This window comes from Stenotrophomonas sp. 14P6.2.3, from assembly GCF_057799055.1.
Window position 1 is genome coordinate 269377 of sequence record NZ_JBYOLA010000003.1, and the last position, 20337, is coordinate 289713.

At 66.2% G+C, this 20337-nt stretch carries 15 protein-coding genes; 5 read left to right on the plus strand and 10 right to left on the minus strand.

Going from position 1 to position 20337, the window contains the following annotated elements:
• Positions 1-19: 19 nt before the first annotated feature.
• The 4 genes from AC27VL_RS04750 to AC27VL_RS04765 all read right to left on the minus strand — a co-directional run bounded on the left by AC27VL_RS04750 (position 20) and on the right by AC27VL_RS04765 (position 5969).
• Positions 20-2218: a TonB-dependent siderophore receptor gene (locus AC27VL_RS04750; protein ID WP_100551828.1), complete on the minus strand. Its 2199-nt coding sequence runs from the start codon at positions 2216-2218 to the stop codon at positions 20-22.
• A 356-nt stretch (positions 2219-2574) separates the two neighbouring features.
• Complete coding sequence (mqo, locus tag AC27VL_RS04755; RefSeq protein WP_180163913.1) at positions 2575-4266, minus strand: malate dehydrogenase (quinone); 1692 nt, start codon at positions 4264-4266, stop codon at positions 2575-2577.
• A gap of 206 nt (positions 4267-4472) precedes the next feature.
• Positions 4473-4919, minus strand: a complete 447-nt coding sequence (locus tag AC27VL_RS04760) for a GNAT family N-acetyltransferase (protein ID WP_488765676.1) — start codon at positions 4917-4919, stop codon at positions 4473-4475.
• 144 nt (positions 4920-5063) lie between these two features.
• Entirely contained in the window at positions 5064-5969 is a 906-nt protein-coding gene (locus AC27VL_RS04765) for a LysR family transcriptional regulator ArgP (RefSeq protein ID WP_100551831.1), read from the minus strand.
• 139 nt (positions 5970-6108) lie between these two features.
• Here AC27VL_RS04765 and AC27VL_RS04770 point away from each other — a divergent pair, with 139 nt between their 5' ends.
• Together AC27VL_RS04770 and AC27VL_RS04775 are read left to right on the plus strand one after the other, a co-directional pair.
• Positions 6109-6744 carry a LysE/ArgO family amino acid transporter gene (locus tag AC27VL_RS04770; RefSeq protein ID WP_025873889.1) on the plus strand — a complete coding sequence of 212 codons (636 nt, stop codon included), beginning with the start codon at positions 6109-6111 and terminating at the stop codon, positions 6742-6744.
• Positions 6745-6915: 171 nt separating this feature from the next.
• Positions 6916-8907, plus strand: a complete 1992-nt coding sequence (locus AC27VL_RS04775) for an alpha/beta hydrolase family protein (RefSeq protein WP_488765677.1) — start codon at positions 6916-6918, stop codon at positions 8905-8907.
• Positions 8908-8962: 55 nt separating this feature from the next.
• On the opposite strand, the gene AC27VL_RS04780 is transcribed toward AC27VL_RS04775, so the two are convergent.
• A complete protein-coding gene (locus tag AC27VL_RS04780; protein WP_488765678.1) occupies positions 8963-10717 on the minus strand; it encodes a peptide MFS transporter in 1755 nt (584 codons plus the stop codon).
• Between the two features lie 72 nt (positions 10718-10789).
• Complete coding sequence (locus AC27VL_RS04785) at positions 10790-11938, minus strand: acetyltransferase domain-containing protein (RefSeq protein WP_100551835.1); 1149 nt, start codon at positions 11936-11938, stop codon at positions 10790-10792.
• A gap of 200 nt (positions 11939-12138) precedes the next feature.
• Here AC27VL_RS04785 and AC27VL_RS04790 point away from each other — a divergent pair, with 200 nt between their 5' ends.
• The 3 genes from AC27VL_RS04790 to AC27VL_RS04800 all read left to right on the plus strand — a co-directional run bounded on the left by AC27VL_RS04790 (position 12139) and on the right by AC27VL_RS04800 (position 17802).
• Positions 12139-14103, plus strand: coding sequence for an OPT family oligopeptide transporter (locus tag AC27VL_RS04790; RefSeq protein ID WP_089239520.1), 1965 nt, complete (start codon positions 12139-12141; stop codon positions 14101-14103).
• A 234-nt stretch (positions 14104-14337) separates the two neighbouring features.
• Complete coding sequence (locus AC27VL_RS04795) at positions 14338-16416, plus strand: S9 family peptidase (RefSeq protein ID WP_488765679.1); 2079 nt, start codon at positions 14338-14340, stop codon at positions 16414-16416.
• Positions 16417-16557: 141 nt separating this feature from the next.
• On the plus strand, positions 16558-17802 hold the full coding sequence (locus tag AC27VL_RS04800; RefSeq protein ID WP_488765680.1) for a DUF819 family protein: 1245 nt from the start codon (positions 16558-16560) through the stop codon (positions 17800-17802).
• Positions 17803-17896: 94 nt separating this feature from the next.
• Here the strand turns inward: AC27VL_RS04800 and AC27VL_RS04805 are convergent, their stop codons facing one another.
• From AC27VL_RS04805 to minC, 4 genes are read right to left on the minus strand one after another with little or no spacing between them, the layout of a single operon-like run.
• The gene (locus tag AC27VL_RS04805; protein WP_032975950.1) at positions 17897-18376 is read right to left on the minus strand and encodes a hypothetical protein; all 480 of its coding nucleotides are present in this window, start codon (positions 18374-18376) and stop codon (positions 17897-17899) included.
• 46 nt (positions 18377-18422) lie between these two features.
• On the minus strand, positions 18423-18683 hold the full coding sequence (gene minE, locus AC27VL_RS04810) for a cell division topological specificity factor MinE (RefSeq protein WP_005408532.1): 261 nt from the start codon (positions 18681-18683) through the stop codon (positions 18423-18425).
• Positions 18684-18685: 2 nt separating this feature from the next.
• Complete coding sequence (minD, locus tag AC27VL_RS04815) at positions 18686-19495, minus strand: septum site-determining protein MinD (RefSeq protein WP_089239526.1); 810 nt, start codon at positions 19493-19495, stop codon at positions 18686-18688.
• A gap of 36 nt (positions 19496-19531) precedes the next feature.
• The gene (minC, locus tag AC27VL_RS04820; protein WP_488765704.1) at positions 19532-20335 is read right to left on the minus strand and encodes a septum site-determining protein MinC; all 804 of its coding nucleotides are present in this window, start codon (positions 20333-20335) and stop codon (positions 19532-19534) included.
• Positions 20336-20337: the final 2 nt, after the last annotated feature.

Genomic DNA, 20337 nt, shown 5'->3' on the forward strand with positions numbered 1-20337 from the left:
ACCGTTTCCGCTGCGCGCCTCAGAACTTCCAGCGCAGGCTGGCCGCCACGAAGCGCGGTTCGCCGTAGTTGTTGTAGTCCAGGTTGGCCCAGTAGGTCTTGTCCAGCGCGTTGCGCACGCTCAGCGTCGCCGTCCAGTTGTCGCTGATGCGGTAGTTGGCGTTGAACTGCACCAGCGCATACGCCGGCTGGTTCACCGTCACCGTGGTGCCCACACCCACCGGGTAGGGGATGTTGTAGCCCTGCACCTTGCTCTGCCACTGCACGCCACCGCCGATGCTCAGGCGCTCCAGCGCGCCGCGCAGCTGCAGCTGGGTATTGAGCTGCAGCAGGTTCTCGGCCGGATTGGCGTACAGCAGGTCGGTGGCCGCGCGGGTCACCTTGACGTGGGTATAGCCGGCATTGACCGTCCAGCCCGGCAGGATCTCGCCGTTGACGTCCACTTCCCAGCCACGCGCCTTGGTGCCGTTGACGCCGATGTAGGCCGAGCTGCCATCGCTCAGCGAGCCTTCCGGCACGCCCATGTCACGCACCGCGTAGTTGTCCTGCTTGGCTTCGAAGATCGCCGCGTTGGCGGTCAAACGGCCATCAAACCACTGCGTTTTCAGGCCCGCTTCCAGGTTGGAGCCCTGCACTGGCGCCAGCAGGTTCTCGTTGCGGTCCTTGTAGTTCTGCGGGTTGAAGATCTCGGTGTAGCTGGCATAGGCCGCCACGTTCGGGGTGATGTCGTACACCAGGCCCACGTACGGGGTCACTTCATCGCTCACCTTGTACGCGCCGCTGGTAGCGGTATAGGCGCCGGCGGCGTTGTAGGCGCGGGTCTGGGTCTGCCAGCGGCTCAGGCGTGCGCCGGCGATCAGCGCCAGCGGGTCGGCCAGGCGCAGGCGGGTGGCCAGGTAGAAACCGCTCTGCGTGGTCTTGGCCACGCGGCGTGCGCCGGTAAGGGTGTACGTCACTTCGGAGATGTCGCCATCCCAGGTGTGCACGTTGGGGATGTAGTAGCAGCGCTCACGGCCACACGTCGCCCAATCGCGCGGGTAGTTCAGCGCCAGGGTATTGGTGGTGCCTTCCAGGTCGGCCCACTGCGCGCCCAGGGTCACGTCGTGCTCCTGGCCCCACAGGTTGAAGGTGCCGGTCAGGTAGGCGTCGACGTTGCGGCGGGTGTCTTCCGAATCGCCGGCGGCAGTGCGCAGGTAGATGCCCGCGCCGGTCACCGGGTCGGGATTGCCGGTGCCGTACAGGCGCATGTTCTGCACGTTGCCGCGGGTGTAGGCGGTGTTGATCTTCAGCAGCCAGTTCTCACCGAAGCGCTGTTCCAGGTTGGCGAATACCGTGCTGGTCTCGCGCTGCCAGTAACTCCACTTCGGTGCCAGGTTGGTCGAGCGCGGCAGATGCGCGAAGTTGCCCTTGCTGTCGAAGAACGGCACGGTGCCCCAGGTCGAACCCACCGGGTTGTTGTCCTGGGTCTGGTAGCCGACGGTGACCGTGGTGCTGTCGGTCACATCGCCTTCCAGCACGGCCATGCCGGCCATCTTGTTCTCTTTGTAGCGGTCGTAATAGAAATCGCGATCGGTGTAGGCGGCGACCACGCGGCTGCGGAAGCGGCCGTCGGCGGTCAGCGGCGCGGTCACGTCCGCCTCCATGCGGCGGTAGTCCCAGCTGCCGGCACTGACCGAGAACGAGGCGTCGAACTCCTTGCCCGGGCGCTTGCGCAGCAGGTTCACCGTGGCCGACGGCACGCCGGCGCCGCTGAGCAGACCATTGGCGCCGCGGATCACTTCCACCCGGTCGTAGAAGGCGGTGTCGTATTCCTGGTTGGTCGAGCCGCTGTAGGTGGGGATGCCGTCCACCTGGAAATCGGTGATGGCAAAGCCGCGCGCGTAGTACAGCGGGCGCTGGGTGTCATAGAAGGACACGCTGACGCCGGTGACATTGCGCAGCACGTCGTTGAGGCTGAACAACGATTCGTCCTGCAGGCGCTGCAGGCCGATCACCGTGGACGACTGCGGCGTTTCCTGCAGGGTGATCGGCAGGCGGGTGGTGCTGGACGGCGGCGCGGACTGCTCGGCGCGCACGCTTACCCGGTCCAGGGTCTTGGCGTCGGAGGCGTCGGCAGCGACCTCGGCGAACGCCGACGGTGCAACCACGGCGAGGGAGGACAGCAGGGCAGCCGGCAGCAGCGCACGGCGGGGCAGGCGGGTACGGAGAGTCAGGGACATGGCGGGCTCGAAGCGTGAAGGCGGGGAAGGGGCGGCAACAGTCGTCCAGCACCCGGGCGGCGGCTTCGGGCACATCAGGTCCATCTGGGAGCGGCGCGGTCACTGCGCAGGACGCAAATGTAAATAATTCTTAACAACATTACAATTCGCGTCATTGAGCACGGGTTTGTCGGCGCCTGACAGGGGCTGGAGCGGGGTCGGATCCCGTTGCCCAGGCAACGGGCCCTGACCCTGCCCTCGGCGCTCGAGCGCGGGTCAGAGCCCTCCCGCACGGGAGGGATCCGACCCGCCGCCGCACAAACGCAGACGGCCACCCGAAGGTGGCCGTCCGTTTCCGTCCAATGGCAACCGCAGGCTTACAGCGCCTGCAGTTCCTCGTTGGCGTTGCGCTTTTCCTTGGCCGGGGCCGGCGCGGCCGTTGGTGCCAGGGCCGGTGTCGCGCCTGCTTCCACCGGAACGTCCAGGTAGGGCAGGTGCAGGGTCTGGCTGGTCAGCGTGCGGATCTCGTTGGTCAGCGCGGCACTGTCGTTGAGCTTGCGGCCGTACGACGGCACGATCTCGCGCAGGCGGGCTTCCCAACCGGCCTTCATCTGTTCCGGGAAGGCCTTGGCCATCAGGTCGAGCATGATCGGCGGCGAGGTCGAGGCGCCCGGTGAGGCACCCAGCAGCGCAGCGAGGGTGTGGTCCTTGTCGGTCACGATCTCGGTACCGAACTGCAGCACCGCGCCCTTCAGCGGATCACGCTTGATGATCTGCACGCGCTGGCCAGCCGTGACCAGCTTCCAGTCGCCCGGCTTGGCGTTGGGGAAGTACTTGACCAGTTCGGCCTGGCGATCGGCGTCGTTGAGGCGCGCCTGGCCCATCAGGTACTGCACCAGGTCCAGGTTGTCCTTGCCCACTTCCAGCATCGGGCCGACGTTGTTGTGGTTGACCGACGAATACAGGTCCCACCACGAGCCGTGCTTGAGGAACTTGGTGCTGTACAGCGCGAACGGCCCGAACAGGACCACCGGCTTGCCATCCAGCTTGCGCGCATCCAGGTGCGGCACCGACATCGGCGGCGAACCGGTTTCAGCCATGCCGTAGGCTTTCACCCCATGGCGCGACGTTACGTCCTGGCCCTGGAAGGCGAGGAACTGGCCGCCCACCGGGAAGCCGGCGTAGTCCTTCGATTCCGGGATGCCCGACATCTGCAGCAGCTTCAGCGCGGCGCCACCGGCTCCGATGAACACGAAGCGGGCGTGGGTGGTGGACTCGGTGCCGGCCTTGAGATCCTTCACCGTCACGTTCCAGCTCTTGTCCGCGTTCTGCCGCAGGGCGCTGACCTCGTGGTTGAGGTGCAGGCCGAAGTTGGGGCTGTGCTGCAGGCCGGCGGTCAGCTGGCGGGTGATGACGCCGAAGTTGACGTCGGTGCCCAGCGGCATCCAGGTCGCGGCGACCTTCTGCTTCGGGTCGCGGCCTTCCATCAGCAGCGGTGCCCACTGCTTGATCTGCGCCGGGTCTTCGGAGTACTGCATGCCGTAGAACAGCGGGTTCTTCACCAGCGCCTGCTGGCGCTTGTGCAGGTAGGCGATGTTGTCATCACCCCAGACGAAGCTCATGTGCGGGGTGGGGTTGATGAAGTCGCTGGGCTGGCTCAGCCGGCCTTCCTTCACCTGGTGCGACCAGAACTGGCGCGAGACCTCGAACGATTCGGCGATGCCGACCGCACGCTTGGTCTCGATGCTGCCATCGGGCAGTTCCGGGGTGTAGTTCAGTTCGGCGAATGCCGAGTGGCCGGTGCCGGCATTGTTCCAGCCGTCCGAGCTTTCACCGGCGACGCTGTCGAGGCGCTCGTAGACCTGGATGTTCCAGTCCGGCTGCAGTTCCTGCAGGTAGGTGGCCAGAGTGATGCTCATGATGCCGGCGCCGACCAGCACGACATCGACGGGCTTGTCGTTGCTCGCGGCGGGCACCGAGCGCTGGGTCAGCGGCCAGTACAGGAACAGTGCGGCGACCAGCAACAGCAGCACGAGCAGGGCGAGCAGGGCCTTGCCAAATTTCTTCATGGGGGCGGAATCGTTGGCGGGGGGAAGGGGTCAGGATGCGCAAGAAGCAGGGAAAGAGCGTGAAGAAACAACGCCTTGCAGCATTCCAGTGGCAATTTTAACCGCTTCTGGTCCGATTTTGATGCAACGCAGCATCCGGCGCGCGCGTTCGACCCCATCCGCGGTAGCGCCGGGCCATGCCCGGCGGCTGTTCCCGGCGACGCGCGTCAAGACAGTTCAAGAATCTCGTCACCGGCCTCGTCGATCTCGCCGGTCGCCTTCCAGCCCAGATGCCGATAGAAGCCATACGAGCGCGAACGCGGGTCTGCCGAGCAGGCCAGGAACAGGCGGGTGTGTCCGGCATCGCGGGTCAGGCTGACCACCTCCTGCAGCAGCTGCCGGCCGATGCCACGGCCTTCGTAGTCCGGCAACAGGGCCAGCACCAGCACCTCGCCGCTTTCGCGGTCAGCAAAGCAGTAGCCGGCCATCCGCTCGCCCTCCCAGGCGACGCGGCCGATGGAATCGCCATCGGCGATGCCTGCGGCCCAGCTCTCTTCGGTGATGCCCAGTTCGGCCAGCTGCGCGGCGCTGAAGGCGTTTTCGCGGGTGCGCCCACGAAGGTCGATGCAGGCAGCGGCATCATCGGGGAGGGCATCGCGGTAGTGGATCGTCATCTGGGAAACCTGTGGTCGAACGGAACCGCGTGATTGTGGTCGACCCGCATGGAGATTGGATGGAGACGGCGAACGGCGTTGCCTGGACGGTGGAGGGTAGATCCACGCCATGCGTGGATGGCGCGGATGGAATGCATGCGGCGCTCAGCGCCTGCGCTGCACCAGCGCCGAGGCGGCGTCCAGCACCGCCCGGGTCAGCAGGGCCATGGTCTGCACGTCGCCCTTCCAGTGCTGCCAGTACAGCGGCACGTCTTCCCACGCGCGCTGCCGCACGTAGACCAGCCGTCCTGCATCCAGATGGCGCTTCACCAGCGGCAACGGGTTCATCGTCCAGCCGAGCCCGCCGAGATTGGCCTGCACGAAGGCGCGGGTCGAAGGAATCCACCAGGTCGGCGCGGTGCTGGGCAGGTCGGCGCCGGCCATGCGCCGGGCAAAGCGCGACTGCATGTCGTCCTTGCGGTTGAACACCAGCACTGGTGCCTGCGCCAGTGCCTGCGCGGTCACGCCCTTGGCGAAATGGCGCTCGCGGAATTCCGGCGTACAGGTCGCGGCGTAGCGGATGCTGCCCAGCGCGTGGATCTGGCAGCCCTGCACCGGCTCGTCCAGGGTGGTCACCGCACCCAGCACGGTGCCCTGGCGCAGCAGCTCGACCGTGTGGTCCTGATCTTCCACCCGCAGGTCCAGTGTGGTGCCGGTGCCCTGCGCGAACTGCTGCGCCGCCTGCGGGAACCAGGTCTCCAGGCTGTCGTGGTTCACCGCAACGGGAATGCTGGCCTGCGGCAGGTCCTCGTCGGCCAGGCCCATGCGGTGCAGGGCGTCGTGCTCCAGCAGGGCGGTCTGCTCGGCCAGCTGCACCAGCAGCTGGCCTTCGGCGGTGGCGGTTGCAGGCGTGCCACGTTTGACCAGCAGCCGGCCGATGCGGTCCTCCAGTGCCTTGACCCGCTGCGAGATGGCCGAGGGGGTGACGTTGAGCGACTGCGCGGCACGGTCGAAGCTGCCTTCGCGGATCACCGCAGCCAGGGCCCGCAGCTGGGCATGGTCGATGCGCATGGCGATTAAGCTCCGCTAATGTTGGTTTAGTAAGTTTAGCTCGTCTTTTCTATGTTGCGGCGCGACAATGGCGCCCGTTCCGGTGCTGTCCGCCTTCGCGAGGCACCGCTCCCCCAAGCAAGACAAGGTAGTGAATCCCATGTTCTCGGTCATCTCCGCCAGCACCGGCCTTGGTGCCTGGTTCAGTGGTGCGGCTACCGGCATCGGCCTGTTTGCCGTGGTCGGCGCCCAGAGCGCCTTCATCCTGCGTCAGGGCATCCTGCGCAAGCACATCGTGCCGGTGGTGGCCACCTGTGCGGCCATCGATGCGATCTTCATCTTCGCCAGCGTGGCCGGTCTGCGCACGCTCACCACGGCGCTGCCGTGGCTGACCACCGCCGTCCTCTGGACCGGCGTGGCCTTCCTGGCCTGGTATGCGATGAAGTCGGCACGCCGTGCGATCGCCGGCGGCGGCGGCATGGGCGAAGCCGACAGCGATGACGGCAGCCGCCGTGCGGTGCTGATGGCGGCGGTCGGCTTCTCGTTGATCAACCCGCACTTCTGGCTGGACATGATGGTGATCGGCTCGATCGCCGAGAACTTCGGCAATGCACGCATGGCCTTCGCGGCCGGTGTGGTCACCGCCAGCTGCCTGTGGTTGACCGCGCAGGGCCTGGGCGCGCGCCTGCTGGCGCCGCTGTTCACCAAGCCCAGCACCTGGCGCGTGCTGGACGGCACCATCGCGGTGATCCTCAGCATCCTGGCCCTCACTCTGGCGGTGCGCGGGGTCCATTGACCCGGCGCACGCCCCCCGAACCCACGTCCTGACTCTCTCTCCAAGGTAAAGGTAGTGGTAACGACGGCACCGGCAACGGTGCCGTCGTTTTTTTTGTGCTCACTGGCGGATGCGTCGACGGGTTGCCTAGAATCGGCCTGCGGACAAGGGGGCCGTCTCCAAGGGGGAAGGATGCGCAGGACTGTACTTGCCGTGCTGCTGTGCACGGTCGTGGGAGGGGCGACGGCGGGGGCCGGCGTGGTCGATCTGGACCGCTATCTGCGCCAGGAAGCGTTTACCGACATCAGGATTTCGCCCGGGGGCGAGTACGTGGCTGCCGCGGTCCCGATCGAGGCGGGCACTGCGCTGGCGATCTACAGGATCGCCGACATGAAGATGGTCGGCACCTTCCGGCCGCCTCGCAACAACCATGCCCACACCTTTGATTGGGTCAGCAATGACCGTCTGCTGGTGGGCATGGCGCAGAAGTTCGGCGTGCTTGATCGCCCCTTGCTCACCGGCGAACTGTTCGGTATCAACGCCGATGGCAAGGGCGGTGAACTGCTGGTCGGCTACCGCACGGCTGAAACCGGCCTGGGCACCAACATCAAGGTCAAGCCGGCCGGCATGGTGGCCGCGTTCCTTACCGACGAATTGAAGGATGACGACCGCAACGTACTGGTTGCGGTAACACCGTTCACGGCCAACGCCTTCACCCAGTTGGAGCGGATGGACGTGAACACCGGTCGCCGCAATGCCGTGGCGCGGGCGCCGATCGCACAGGCGGAATTCACTACCGATGCCCAGGGTGAGGTGCGCTTTGCCTACGGTTCCGGCACCGACGAGACGAACAAGAAGCTCTATTACCGCGCAGGTGCCAGCAGCGAGTGGGTGCTGCTGAACGATGAGGCGCTCAGCCGACGCATCGAGGCGGCTATCGGCTTCTCTGCTGATGGCCGCCTGGCCTATCTGCAGACCGAGCAGGCCGAGGGACCCGATGCAATCGTCAGTTGGGACCCGCAGAGCAACGAGCGTCGGGTGGTACTGCGCGATGAGGTGGTCGATCCGCATCGGATCATCTTCCGGCCGGGAACCCGCGTGCCGGTGGGAGCCGAGTTCCTTGGCGACGTGCCACGGACGCGCTTCTTCGACGAAGCCTCGGCCGAAGCGCGCCTGTACCGCAGTCTCGAGGCAGGGCTGGGCGGCCCCGTGTACATCACCTCCAGTACCCGCGATGGCCGCACGGTGCTGGTGGAATCGCACTCCGCGCGCAACCCGGGCGACTTCTATCTGTACGACACCATCGACAAGAAGGCGCGCCACCTCATCAGCCGCAGTGACTGGATCGATCCGGCGCAGAGCGCCGTCGTCCAACCGGTCAGCCTGAAGGCGCGTGACGGGTTGGCGCTGCATGGCTTCCTCACCCTGCCGGCAGGCCAGCCGGCCACCGGCCTGCCCATGGTGGTGATGCCACATGGTGGGCCGATCGGGATCTTCGACGACGGAACGTACGATGTGGATGCGCAGATGCTGGCTGCTGCCGGCTATGCCGTGCTCCAGGTCAACTACCGTGGTTCGGCCAACTATGGGCGTGCGCACGCCCAGGCCGCGAAGCTGCAGTGGGGACGGGCGATGCAGGACGATGTCACTGATGCCACGCGCTGGGCGATCGCGCAGGGCACGGCCGATCCGGCGCGCATCTGCATCTACGGCGGCAGCTATGGCGCCTATGCGGCGATGATGGGGCCGGTGCGCGAGCCCGGCCTGTATCGCTGCGCTGCCGGCTATGTCGGTGTCTATGACCTGCCGTTGATGTACGCCCGCGGTGACATCCAGGATGATGCATCCGGATTGACCTACCTGCGCGAATGGGTCGGCCGCCCGAAGGAGCTGGTGGAGCAATCACCGGTCAACCTCGCCGCACAGATCCGCGTGCCGGTGCTGCTGGCGGCAGGAAGGGAAGATCAACGCGCACCGGTGGTGCATACCCAACGCATGGAGGCGGCGCTGAAGCAGGCCGGCACGCCGGTGGAAGCGCTGTACTACAAGGCCGAGGGACACGGTTTCTACAGTCCGGCCAACCGGCGCGACTACTACACCCGATTGCTTGCCTTCCTGTCGCGCAGCCTGGGCGGTGGTACGGCAGCAGCCGCGACGGCTCCGAGCAAAGCCAAGGCACCCTGAAACAGATGCGGCGGCAACCGCCATGGTTGCCGCCGCAGCCACTCGCCAATGGGGGTTACTTCACCCCGTGCATCATCCGCTTCAACAGCGGCGCAGCGATGAAGGCCAGCAACGCGCAGCCCAGGCCGATCCACATCAGCAGCCAGAACAGGTGCGCATAGGCACCGGCGGCCGCGGCCATGTCCAGCGTCTCGCCTTCGAGCACGTCGATCGCCGCCAGCTTGCCGAACAGCGCGGCCAGCGTTTCCGAGAAGGCTGTCGCCAGGAACCAGGTGCCCATCATCAGGCTCATCACCCGCGGTACCGCCAGCTGGGTCACCGCCGACAGGCCCACCGGCGACAGGCACATCTCGCCGCTGGCCAGCAGGAAGTAGGCCAGTACCAGCCACCACACGCTGGCCATCTCGCCGGTGGCACCGACGTGCTGCGCGGCCAGTGCCAGCGGCACGAACGACAGCGCGCCGATCACCAGGCCCCAGGCTGATTTCACCGGCTTGCCCGGTTCCCAGCCGCGGCGGTCCATCCACGTCCACAGCGCAGCGAAGGCTGGCGCCAGCAACACCAGGAACAGGCCGCCCAGATAGGTCAGCGAACCGGCGGTCTGCGGAATCACCAGGCAGTCACGCACCAGCAGCACCAGCATCAGCGCAACGATGCCGATGAAGAACGTACGCGGCGCGGCCGAACCAGGACGGCGTTCGGACAAGCGCGCGCTGACCACGAAGCCCAGCGGTGCCAGCAGTAGCGACACGATCGACCACGGCAGCGGCGAGCCTTCGCGGATCACCAGTGCCGGCACGATGTCCTTGGTCAACAGGCGATCAGTAAAGGTCACCCACGAGCCGTACGACTGCTCGTACATCGTGAAGAACACCAGTGCCATGAAGATCAGCACCATCAGCGCGATCATCTGCTGGCGCTGCACCGGTGTGCACTTCGTGCCGGTGAACCAGGCGAACCAGACCAGCACGCCGCCGAGCACCACCAGCATCAGCATCAGCGCCAGGCTGATTTCACCGCCAAGCGCGAAGGCACCGTTGCCGGCTGCCCACATCAGCCAAGCCACCGGCAGCACGCCGATCACCGCGCACAGGTAGATCAGCCATTCGCGCGGCAGGCCCAGCACCTTCTGCTTCAACGTGGCCGGCTGCGGCGGTTCGGCGTGGCCCTGCAGGTATTTCTGGCCCCACAGGAACATCGCCAGGCCGGCAATCATGCCGATGCCGGCCGCACCGAAGCCGTACTTCCAGCCGTAGACCTCGCCGAGGAAACCGCACACCAGTGAGGAGAACAGGGCGCCCAGGTTGATGCCGGCATAGAACAGCGAGAAGCCCGAATCGCGGCGCGGATCGTCCTGCGGATAGAGCTTGCCGACAATGGTGGAGATGTTCGGCTTGAGGAAGCCGACGCCCATGATGATCAATGCCAGCGACAGGTAGGTCACTGCCAGCGCCGAGGTGTCGCGCACCACTTCACCATTGACCCGGTACGCCGCGTGGCCTTCGAAGGCCATGCCCAGATGACCCAGCACCAGCAGGATGCCGCCGAACAGCACCGCCCGGCGCATGCCCAGCCAGCGGTCGGCCAGCATGCCGCCGAACACCGGGATGCAGTACACCAGGCCGCCATAGGCACCGAGCAGGTCCAGCCCGGCCTTGTCGCCGAACAGGTGGTATTTGGTGAGGTACAGCAGCAGCAGCGCCTTCATGCCGTAGAAGGAGAAGCGCTCCCACATTTCGGTGAAGAAGCAGACGTAGACGCCCTTGGGATGACCCAGGAAGTCGTCGGAAGCGATAGCAGTGGAATTCATCGCGGAATTATAGGCCCGCGCCCGCTTTCAGTAGATCCACGCCATGCGTGGATGGCCGCCCCGGTACATGGCCTACAGATACCGCAACCAGGCCAGGTCGCGTCGCCGTGCCTTGAACCGCGCGAACGCCCGCGTTGGTGGATACAGCACCACCGCCAGCGCGCAGGCCACCAGCAGCAGGCCGGCCACCGAGTCCAGTGCATACAGGCAACCGTGGGTCGGGCCCCAGGCCTTCAGCGCGGCCAGGTACAGCAGCTTCAGCACGTACAGGTGCAGCAGGTAGAAGAACATCGGCGCTGCACCGATATCGGCCAGCGGCCGCAGCGCACGCGCCAGCGGCGGCCACTCATACAGCCGCAACAGCAGCAGGCCCGCGCCAAGGGTCAGCAGCAGGAACTGCAGCGAGGGCGGGTACTTGGTGATGTTGAACACGCTCATCCACGTGCGCAGCGTGGTCTGCTGGTACTGCCAGGGCGCGTCGCCATAGTCGTTGGCGAAGCGCAGCAGGGCGAAGGCGGCCAGCGCGCCCAGCCCGGCCCACAGCAATCGCTGTCGGCGCTGTTCCGGGTCGCTGCTGGCAGCGAACCACGGCGCCATCAGGTAGCCCAGCGCGATCACCCCGATCCACGGCAGCACCGGGTAGGAGGTACGCAGGCTCAACGGCCCCGCCTCGATCCAGTCACGCTGGTGCAGCACCTTCCACAGCACCGCCAGGGCGCCGTCGCCCTGCACGCGTACGCCATCCAGCAGGTTGTGGCCAACCACCAGCGCCACCGCCAGCATCGCCAGCACCGGCCGCGGCAGCCACAGCAGGCCAGCCAGCGCGATCATGCTCAGGCCGATCGCCCAGATCACCTGCAGGTACACCGTGTCCGGCGGGAACTGGAAGGTCCAGGCGAAGTTGACCAGGGTCAGTTCCAGCACCACGAGGAACAGGCCGCGCTTGAGCAGGAAGGCGGCGATGGCGCGGCGCGGGTCGGCCTGGCGTTGACCATACAGCCACGCCGACAGGCCGGTCAGCAGCACGAACACCGGTGCGCACAGGTGCGCCAGCAGGCGGCAGGCGAACAGGGCAGGGGACACGGTCGCCGCGTCCATCGGGTCGCTCACCTGGTACTGCAGGAAGAACGTCTCGCGGACGTGGTCGAGCAGCATCAGCAGCATCACGGTGCCGCGCAGCTGGTCGATGGAGGCCAGCCGGGGGGAGGCAGAGGAGGGCATGCGGTGGGGGCGTATGGGGCGGCGGAAAGTTATAACATAGCGTTTGCGGCATGCCCACTCGGGCTTTGCCGCATCGGTTCGCTGGCCGTGCCGCTGCGGGTCTGTGTCTGTTCCGTGCTCGGCCCCCATCCTTTGGCACGCTGGACTTGCTGGCCCCTGAACGCTAGCGTGCAAGGGATTTTTTGCCAGCAGGGGCTTTCATGAACCATGACGCTGCGCCCAAGCAGCTCACTTTCCGCGCGGTGGTCCTTGCCATCGTGCTGGCGGTGGTGCTGTCGGCCGCAAACGCCTATCTCGGTCTGTTCGCAGGCCTGACCATCGCCACCGCGATTCCCGCCGCGGTCATTTCCATGGGCGTGCTGCGCCTGCTGGGTGGCGGTTCCATCCTTGAGAACAACATCGTGCAGACCGGCGCTTCGGCCGGTTCGTCGATCGCCGCCGGTGTGATCTTCACCATCCCCGCGCTGGTGATCATGGGCTACTGGCCGGACTTCAAGTACTGGTGGGTGCTGGGCATCGCCGGTCTCGGTGGCCTGCTGGGCGTGCTGTTCTCGGTGCCGCTGCGGCGTTCGATGATCGTCGAAGACCCGCTTCCGTTCCCGGAAGGCAAGGCGGCGGCCGAAGTGCTCAAGGCCGGTGAAAACCCCGGCCCGGGCCTGAAGATCCTCGGCCTGTCGGCAGTGATCGGTGCCTTCGTGAAGCTGGCCGCGGAAAGCGGCATGCGCCTGATCCCCGATGCCTGGGCCACCTCGGCCTATGTCGGCAGTTCCAAGATCACCGCGTTCATCGGTACCAACCTGTCGCCGGCGCTGCTGGGCGTGGGCTACATCGTCGGCCTCAACGTCGGCATCGTGGTGGTGTCCGGCTCGATCCTGACCTGGCACATCGCCATTCCGATCTACCAGGCGTTCTTCATGAACACCGATCCGGCGCTGGCCGCCTCGATCGCCACCGCCTCGTCCACCGAAGCGGCGTTCGCCATCTGGGGCGCGAAGATGCGTTACCTGGGCGTCGGCGCGATGCTGATCGGTGGCATCTGGACCCTGATCTCGCTGCGCAAGTCGCTGCTCAACGGCGTCAAGAGCGGCTTTGCGGCCGCGCGCAAGAGCGGTGGCCCGGTACTGGCGCACACCGAGCGCGACCTGCCGATGAAGTGGATGCTGGTGGCCCTGGTGGTGTTCACCCTGCCGCTGCTGGCGCTGTACCAGGCCATCGTCGGCCAGTGGCACGTATCGATCCCGATGACCCTCATCATGATCGTCGCCGGCTTCCTGTTCGTTTCGGTATCGGCCTACCTGGCCGGTCTGATCGGCTCGTCCAACAATCCGGTCTCGGGCATCACCATCTCCACCATCCTGTTCGCTTCGGCGGTGCTGGTGCTGCTGCTGGGCAAGGATGGCCTGCAGCCGGTCGGTGCCTTCGGTGCGCCGCTGGGCGCGGTGGCCGCGATCATGATCGGCGCGGTGGTGTGCTGTGCCGCCGCCGTGGGTGGCGACAACCTGCAGGACCTCAAGGCCGGCTACATCGTCGGTGCCACCCCGTGGAAGCAGCAGCTGATGCTGGGCATCGGCGCGTTCTCGTGCGCGCTGATCATGGCCCCGGTGCTGAACCTGCTGGCCACCGCCTACGGCATCGGCGTCAAGTCGGAGCTGCATCCGAATGCGCTGGCCGCACCGCAGGCGAACCTGATGGCGTCGGTGGCCAAGGGCCTGTTCGGCGGCGAGCTGCCGTGGACCTTCATCGGCATCGGTGCCGTGGTCGGTGCCGCCATCATCGCGTTCGACAGCTGGCTGAAGTCGCGCAACTCGCGTTTCCGCGTGCCGGTGCTGGCCGCGGCGATCGGCATCTACCTGCCGCTGGAACTGATGGTGCCGATCTTCCTCGGTGGCCTGATCTCCTACCTGGTCGAGCGCTTCCACAAGGTGCGCGCCGATGACGAAGAGGGCCGCGACCGCGTGCACAAGCCGGGCGTGCTGTTCGCTGCCGGCCTGATCACCGGTGAGGCGCTGATGGGTATCGCCATCGCCGTGCCGATCGTGGTCAGCAGCCGCGCCGACGTGCTCGCCGTGCCGTTCCACCTGCCGGCCGCGCAGTGGATCGGCCTTGCCGTGCTGTTCCTGGTCGGCTGGCTGATCTACCGCACCGGCAAGCGCGCCGTGGCATGACGCCCACGGGGTCGGATCCCTTCCCGCAGGGAAGGGCTCTGACCCCATGCTGGCAGCGTTTGGGGTCAGAGCCGATTCCTGCGGAATCGGATCCGACCCCGACCTCCGACAAACCGCGCTTCGGCGCGGTTTGCTTTTTCTGGCGGCAGCTCAGCCCGGGCCATGACCGATGGCCTTGGCAGGCCCGGCCGCGCAGGCCTACCATCGGTTTTTTGCCGTCCTGCGGAGACCCCGATGAAACTGCGTCATGCCCTGCTGCCACTGAGCCTGCTGGCTGCCCTGCCCAGCGTCGCCGCTGCCCGTGGCCTGGAAATCCGCGACATGGTGGCCATGGACCGCGTCTCCGCGCCGGTACTGACCGCTGACGGCGGCACCGTGGTGTTCGCCAAGCGCAGCACCGATGCCAACCTCAAGGCCAGCACCGCCCTGTTCGCGCGTAACCTGCGCACCCGCGATGCGGCACCGCCGAAGCAGATCACCCCGGCCGGCTGGAACGTCAACTCGGCCTCGTTGTCGGCCAATGGCCAGACCGTGTACTTCCTGAGCGCCAAGAACGGCAGCCAGCAGCTGTACTCGCTGCCGATCACTGGCGGTGCTCCGCACCAGCTGACCGATTTCCCGGTGGACGTGGACAGCTACCACGTGTCGCCGCAGGACGACCGCGTGCTGTTCAGCGCCGGCGTGTTCCAGGCCTGTGCCTCGGACCTGGCCTGCACCGAAAAGAAGCTGAAGGACGTGGCCGGCGCCAAGGCCAGCGGCAAGGTCTTCGATTCGCTGTTCGTGCGCCACTGGGATACCTGGAACGACGGCCGTCGCAACACCTTGTTCGTCGCCCCGCTGCCGGCGGCCAAGGCCGGTGCGGTCAAGGGCGCTTCGGCGCTGAGCGCGACCATCGATGGTGACGCTCCGTCCAAGCCGTTCGGTGGCAATGATGATTTCGCGTGGTCGCCGGATGGCAGCAGCGTGGTCGCCAGCATCCGCGTGGCCGGCAAGCAGGAGTCGTGGTCGACCAACTTCGACCTGTACCGCTTCGATGCCGCCGGCAAGCAGGCGCCGGTCAACCTGACCGCCTCCAACCCGGCCTGGGATGCCGGCCCGGTGTTCAGCGCCGACGGCAAGACCCTGTTCTACCGCGCGATGAAGCGCCCGGGCTTCGAGGCCGATCGCTTCGGCCTGATGGCGATGGACCTGGCCAGCGGCAAGACCCGCGAGATCGCTCCGCAGTGGGACCGTTCGGCTGGTGGCATCGCCCTGTCCGCCGACGGCACCAGCATCTACACCACTGCCGATGACCTCGGCGAACACCCGCTGTTCCAGATCGATGTGGCCAGCGGCAAGGCCACCAAGCTGATCGGCGACGGCAGCGTTACCGCTGTCGACGTGGCCGGCAACAGCGTGGCGATCACCCGCAACAGCCTGAAGAGCAACGACCAGCTGCTGGTCGGCCTGCTGCCGGCCGCTGGCGAGCCGATCGGTGCGCTGCGTGCGCTGACCCCCGCCGCTGGCGAGGTGCTGAAGGACGTGTCGTTCGGCGACTACGAGCAGTTCGAGTTCAAGGGCTGGAACAACGACACCGTCCATGGCTATGTGGTCAAGCCGCACAACTACCAGGAAGGCAAGTCCTACCCGGTCGCGTTCCTGATCCATGGCGGCCCGCAGGGCAGCTTCGGCAACGGCTGGAGCTACCGCTGGAACCCGCAGACCTACGCAGGCCAGGGCTACGCGGTGGTGATGATCGACTTCCATGGCTCCACCGGTTACGGCCAGGCCTTCACCGATGCGATCAGCCAGCACTGGGGCGACCGTCCGCTGGAAGACCTGCAGAAGGGCTGGAGCGCGGCGCTGAAGAAGTACGACTTCCTCAACGGTGACAAGGCCTGCGCGCTGGGCGCCAGCTACGGCGGCTTCATGGTCAATTGGATCGCCGGCAACTGGAACAGCCCGTTCAAGTGCCTGGTCAACCATGACGGCGTGTTCGACCAGCGCATGATGGGTTACGCCACCGAAGAACTGTGGTTCACCGAGTGGGAGCAGGGCGGTACCCCGTACCAGAAGGCGGCGAACTATGAGAAGTTCAATCCGGTCAACCACGTGGCTGACTGGAAGAAGCCGATCCTGGTGATCCACGGCCAGCAGGACTTCCGCATTCCGGTCGAGCAGGGCCTGGCCGCGTTCACCGCTGCCCAGCGCCAGGGCATCGAATCGAAGTTCCTGTACTTCCCGGATGAGAACCACTGGGTGCTGAAGCCGAACAACAGCATCCTGTGGCATGACACCGTCAACGCCTGGCTGAAGCAGCACATCGGCGAATAAGCGATACCGGTGCCGCCCTTCGGGGCGGCGCTTTTGTTTCGCCATCTGCTTCACCGGTGGGTGCCGACCGTTGGTCGGCACACCTCCCTGAGCTTCCGCCAACAGCAGCCGAGCACGGCTCGGCTCTACAAGAGCGCCTGCATGCCTTCGACTGCCCTGATCCAGAACGACATCGTCGTCTTCGGTTTGATCGCCGCCACCCTTGGCGCCGTGTTCTGGACCGCTTCGCGCGAGCAGGGCCTGTGGAAGCGCTTCTATACCTTCGTGCCGGCGCTGCTGCTGTGTTACCTGCTGCCGGGCATCTACAACACGTTCGGCCTGATCGACGGGCAGAACACCAAACTGTACAACCCGGTCGCGCGTGACATCCTGCTGCCGGCGGCGCTGATCCTGTTGACCCTGGCGGTGGACATCAAGGGCATCCTGCGGCTGGGGCCGAAACTGGTGCTGATGTACCTGGGTGCCTCGGCCAGCATCATGCTGGGTGCGGTGGTGGCGTTCCTGGTGATGCGTGCGATCCATCCCGATACCGTCGCCGGCGATACCTGGGCCGGCATGGCCGCACTGGCCGGCAGCTGGATCGGCGGTGGTGCCAACATGCTGGCCATGCGCGAAGTGTTCGACGTCAACGCGACCACCTTCGGCCAGTTCGCGGTGGTCGATGTGGGGGTTGGCTACGTGTGGATGGCGGCGCTGATCTTCCTCGCCGGGCGCGCGGCGAAGATCGATGCACGCAGTGGAGCCGACACGTCGGCAATTGATGAGCTGAAAGAGCGCATCACCCGCTTCCAGGCCGAACACGAGCGCATCCCCAGCCTGACCGACCTGATGCTGATCGTGGCCGTGGCCTTCGGTGGCGTCGGCCTGGCCCACGCCATCGGCGCGCCGCTGGCGGCATGGTTCAAGGTCAATGTCAGCTGGGCATCGCAGTTCAGCCTGGATGCGCCGTTCGTGTGGGTAGTGGTGCTGTCGACCACGCTCGGCCTGGGCCTGAGCTTTACCCGGGCTCGCAACCTGGAAGGTGCGGGCGCCTCTCGACTGGGCTCGCTGCTGCTGTACTTCCTGATTGCCTGCATCGGCATGCAGATGGATCTGCTGGCGCTGCTGGATCGCCCGTGGCTGTTCCTGCTCGGCATCATCTGGATCAGCGTGCACATCACGCTGCTGTGGTGCCTGGGCAAGCTGCTGAAGGTGCCGTTCTTCTACTTCGCCATCGGCTCGCAGTCGAACATCGGCGGCCCGGCCTCGGCGCCGGTGGTGGCCGCTGCGTTCCATCCGGCGCTGGCGCCGGTGGGCGTGCTGCTGGGCACGATGGGGTATGCCACCGGCACCTATCTGGCGTATGTGGTCGGCATCACCCTGCGCGCGCTGGCAGGGCAGGGTTGATCATTCAACGGTAGCGCCGGGCCATGCCCGGCGGGGCAATGGGGTCAGATCCCTTTTGCTGTGCAAAAGGGATCTGACCCCGGTTCACGGGGGATCACGCCACCGGCAAACCGCGTTCAATCAGCCACGCTTTCGCGTCTTCCGCATCCTGCTCGAACCACGCCTTCGTCGACCCCAAGCGATACGTGTAGCCCCAGGCATCCATGTCGGCCATCAGCCGTTCGCTGCCGACGCCGGGCAGGTGCCCGGCCAGCACAATCTGCAGGTAGCAGGTGGCGTCTTCTTCGGGTACCGAATCGGTGGCGTCGGTATGCACCTGCGCGCGCCGCTCCGGCGGCAGCACGATCAGGTGGCAGGCCTCGTGCAGCATCGAGTGCACCGGCGTGTCATCGCGCACGTACACGTCGCTGGCGATGATGCCGGCCTCGGGCTCGCCCCAGTAACTGCCCGGGATCGGTTCGCCGGCCGCAACGTGGTGCAGCCGCAGCTCATGTGCAGCGAGCAGGCGCTGGGCATCGGCGAAGGCGATGTCGCCGACGCGGGTAACGTTCGGTTCGGGCGTGGTATCAGTCATGCGGGTCAGGCAGCCCCGCCCATGCAGGCACGGGCGGGGCAGGGGGTCAGGGTTTGTCCGGGCCTTCAGGCAGCGCCACGGAAATGTCCAGCACGTCGTGCTGGCCATCCTTGACCAGATCCACCTTCACTGCATCGACGTCGATGTTGACGTACTTCTTGATCACTTCCAGCAGCTCGCGCTGCAGCAGCGGCAGGTAGTCGGGACCGCCACGGTGGCTGCGCTCCTGCGCGATGATGATCTGCAGGCGGTTCTTGGCGGTTTCGGCGGTGGTCTTCTTCGCTTTGAGGAAATCAAACAGGCCCATGCTTACCCTCCGAACAGCTTGCTGAAGAAGCCCTTCTTCTCGACGTTGGTGAAGCGCATCGGGCGTTCTTCGCCGAGGATGCGTGCGACGGCGTCGTCATAGGCCTGGCCGGCAGCGGATTCGCCATCCAGGATGACCGGTTCGCCCTTGTTGGAGGCATTGAGGACGTCACCCGATTCGGGGATCACGCCGATCGCCTTCAGGCCGAGGACCTCCTCGACGTCGGTGATGCTGAGCATCTCGCCGCTTTCCACGCGCACCGGGGTGTAGCGGGTCAGCAGCAGGAAGGCCGGCACGTCCTGGCCGGATTCGGCCTTGTGGGTCTTCGAATCGAGCAGGCCGATGATGCGGTCCGAGTCGCGTACCGAAGACACTTCCGGGTTCACCACCACCACTGCGCGGTCGGCGAAGTACATCGCCAGGAAGGCGCCTTTCTCGATGCCTGCCGGGGAGTCGCAGATGATGTACTCGAAGCCGTCGGCGGCCAGGTCCTTCAGGACCTTGCCCACGCCTTCCTGGGTCAGCGCATCCTTGTCGCGGGTCTGCGAGGCAGCCAGCACGAACAGGTTGTCGAAGCGCTTGTCCTTGATCAGGGCCTGCTTGAGGGTGGCTTCGCCGTGCACGACATTCACGAAGTCGTACACCACGCGGCGTTCGCAGCCCATGATCAGGTCGAGGTTGCGCAGGCCGACGTCGAAGTCGATCACCGCCACCTTCTTGCCACGCTTTGCCAGGCCGCACGCAAGGCTGGCGCTGGAAGTGGTCTTGCCGACGCCGCCTTTGCCGGAGGTGACTACGATGATTTCAGCCAAAGGACTTCTCCTGATGATTCTGTTTGAGGTGCTGCGTCAGTCCAGCGCAGCGATCTTGATCTGGTCCTGTTCCAGCCACACCTGCACGGCCTTGCCGCGCAGGGTTTCCGGGACATCGTCCAGCACCTTGTAATGGCCTGCAATGGCGACCAGTTCCGCATGGAAATCACGGCAGAAAATGCGTGCCGCGGTGTTGCCCTGGGCCCCTGCCAGCGCACGGCCGCGCAGGGTTCCGTAGATATGGATGCTGCCATCGGCGATGACCTCGGCGCCGGCGCCGACGGTGGCCATCACGGTCAGGTCGCAGTTTTCCGCATACAGCTGCTGGCCCGAGCGCACGTTGCCCAGCTGCATGCGCCCCGGCTGTGGCGCGGCGGCATCGGCCGCCTTGCCCATCGGCGTGGCCGGAGCCGCTGCCGGTGCGGCCTTCGCTTCGGCCCGCGCGGCACGCCGCGGTTCCGGTGCGGGTGCCGGCGGCGGGGCAGACTCTGCTTCGGCGCGCTCGTACTGGGCACGGAACTTGGCCAGCAGTGGCAGGCCGAGCTGCTGCGAGAGCAGGTCGACCGCGCTGGTGCCATAGGCCAGTGCCACCGGCAGTACGCCGGCACCGCGCAGGCCATCCACCAGCGCCTGTGCCGTCGCCACGTCGGGCACCTGGCTGAGGCCGCCGAAGTCCAGGATCACCGCCGCCCGGCCGAACAGCTTCGGCGCGCGACTCACCCGCTCCTGCATTTCCTGCACGAGGCGTTCAACATCGAGGGTGCGGATGCGCAGGTTGGCGATGCCCACCTGGCCGATCTTCAGTTCACCGGCCTGTTCGTAATCGAAATTCACCGCCACGC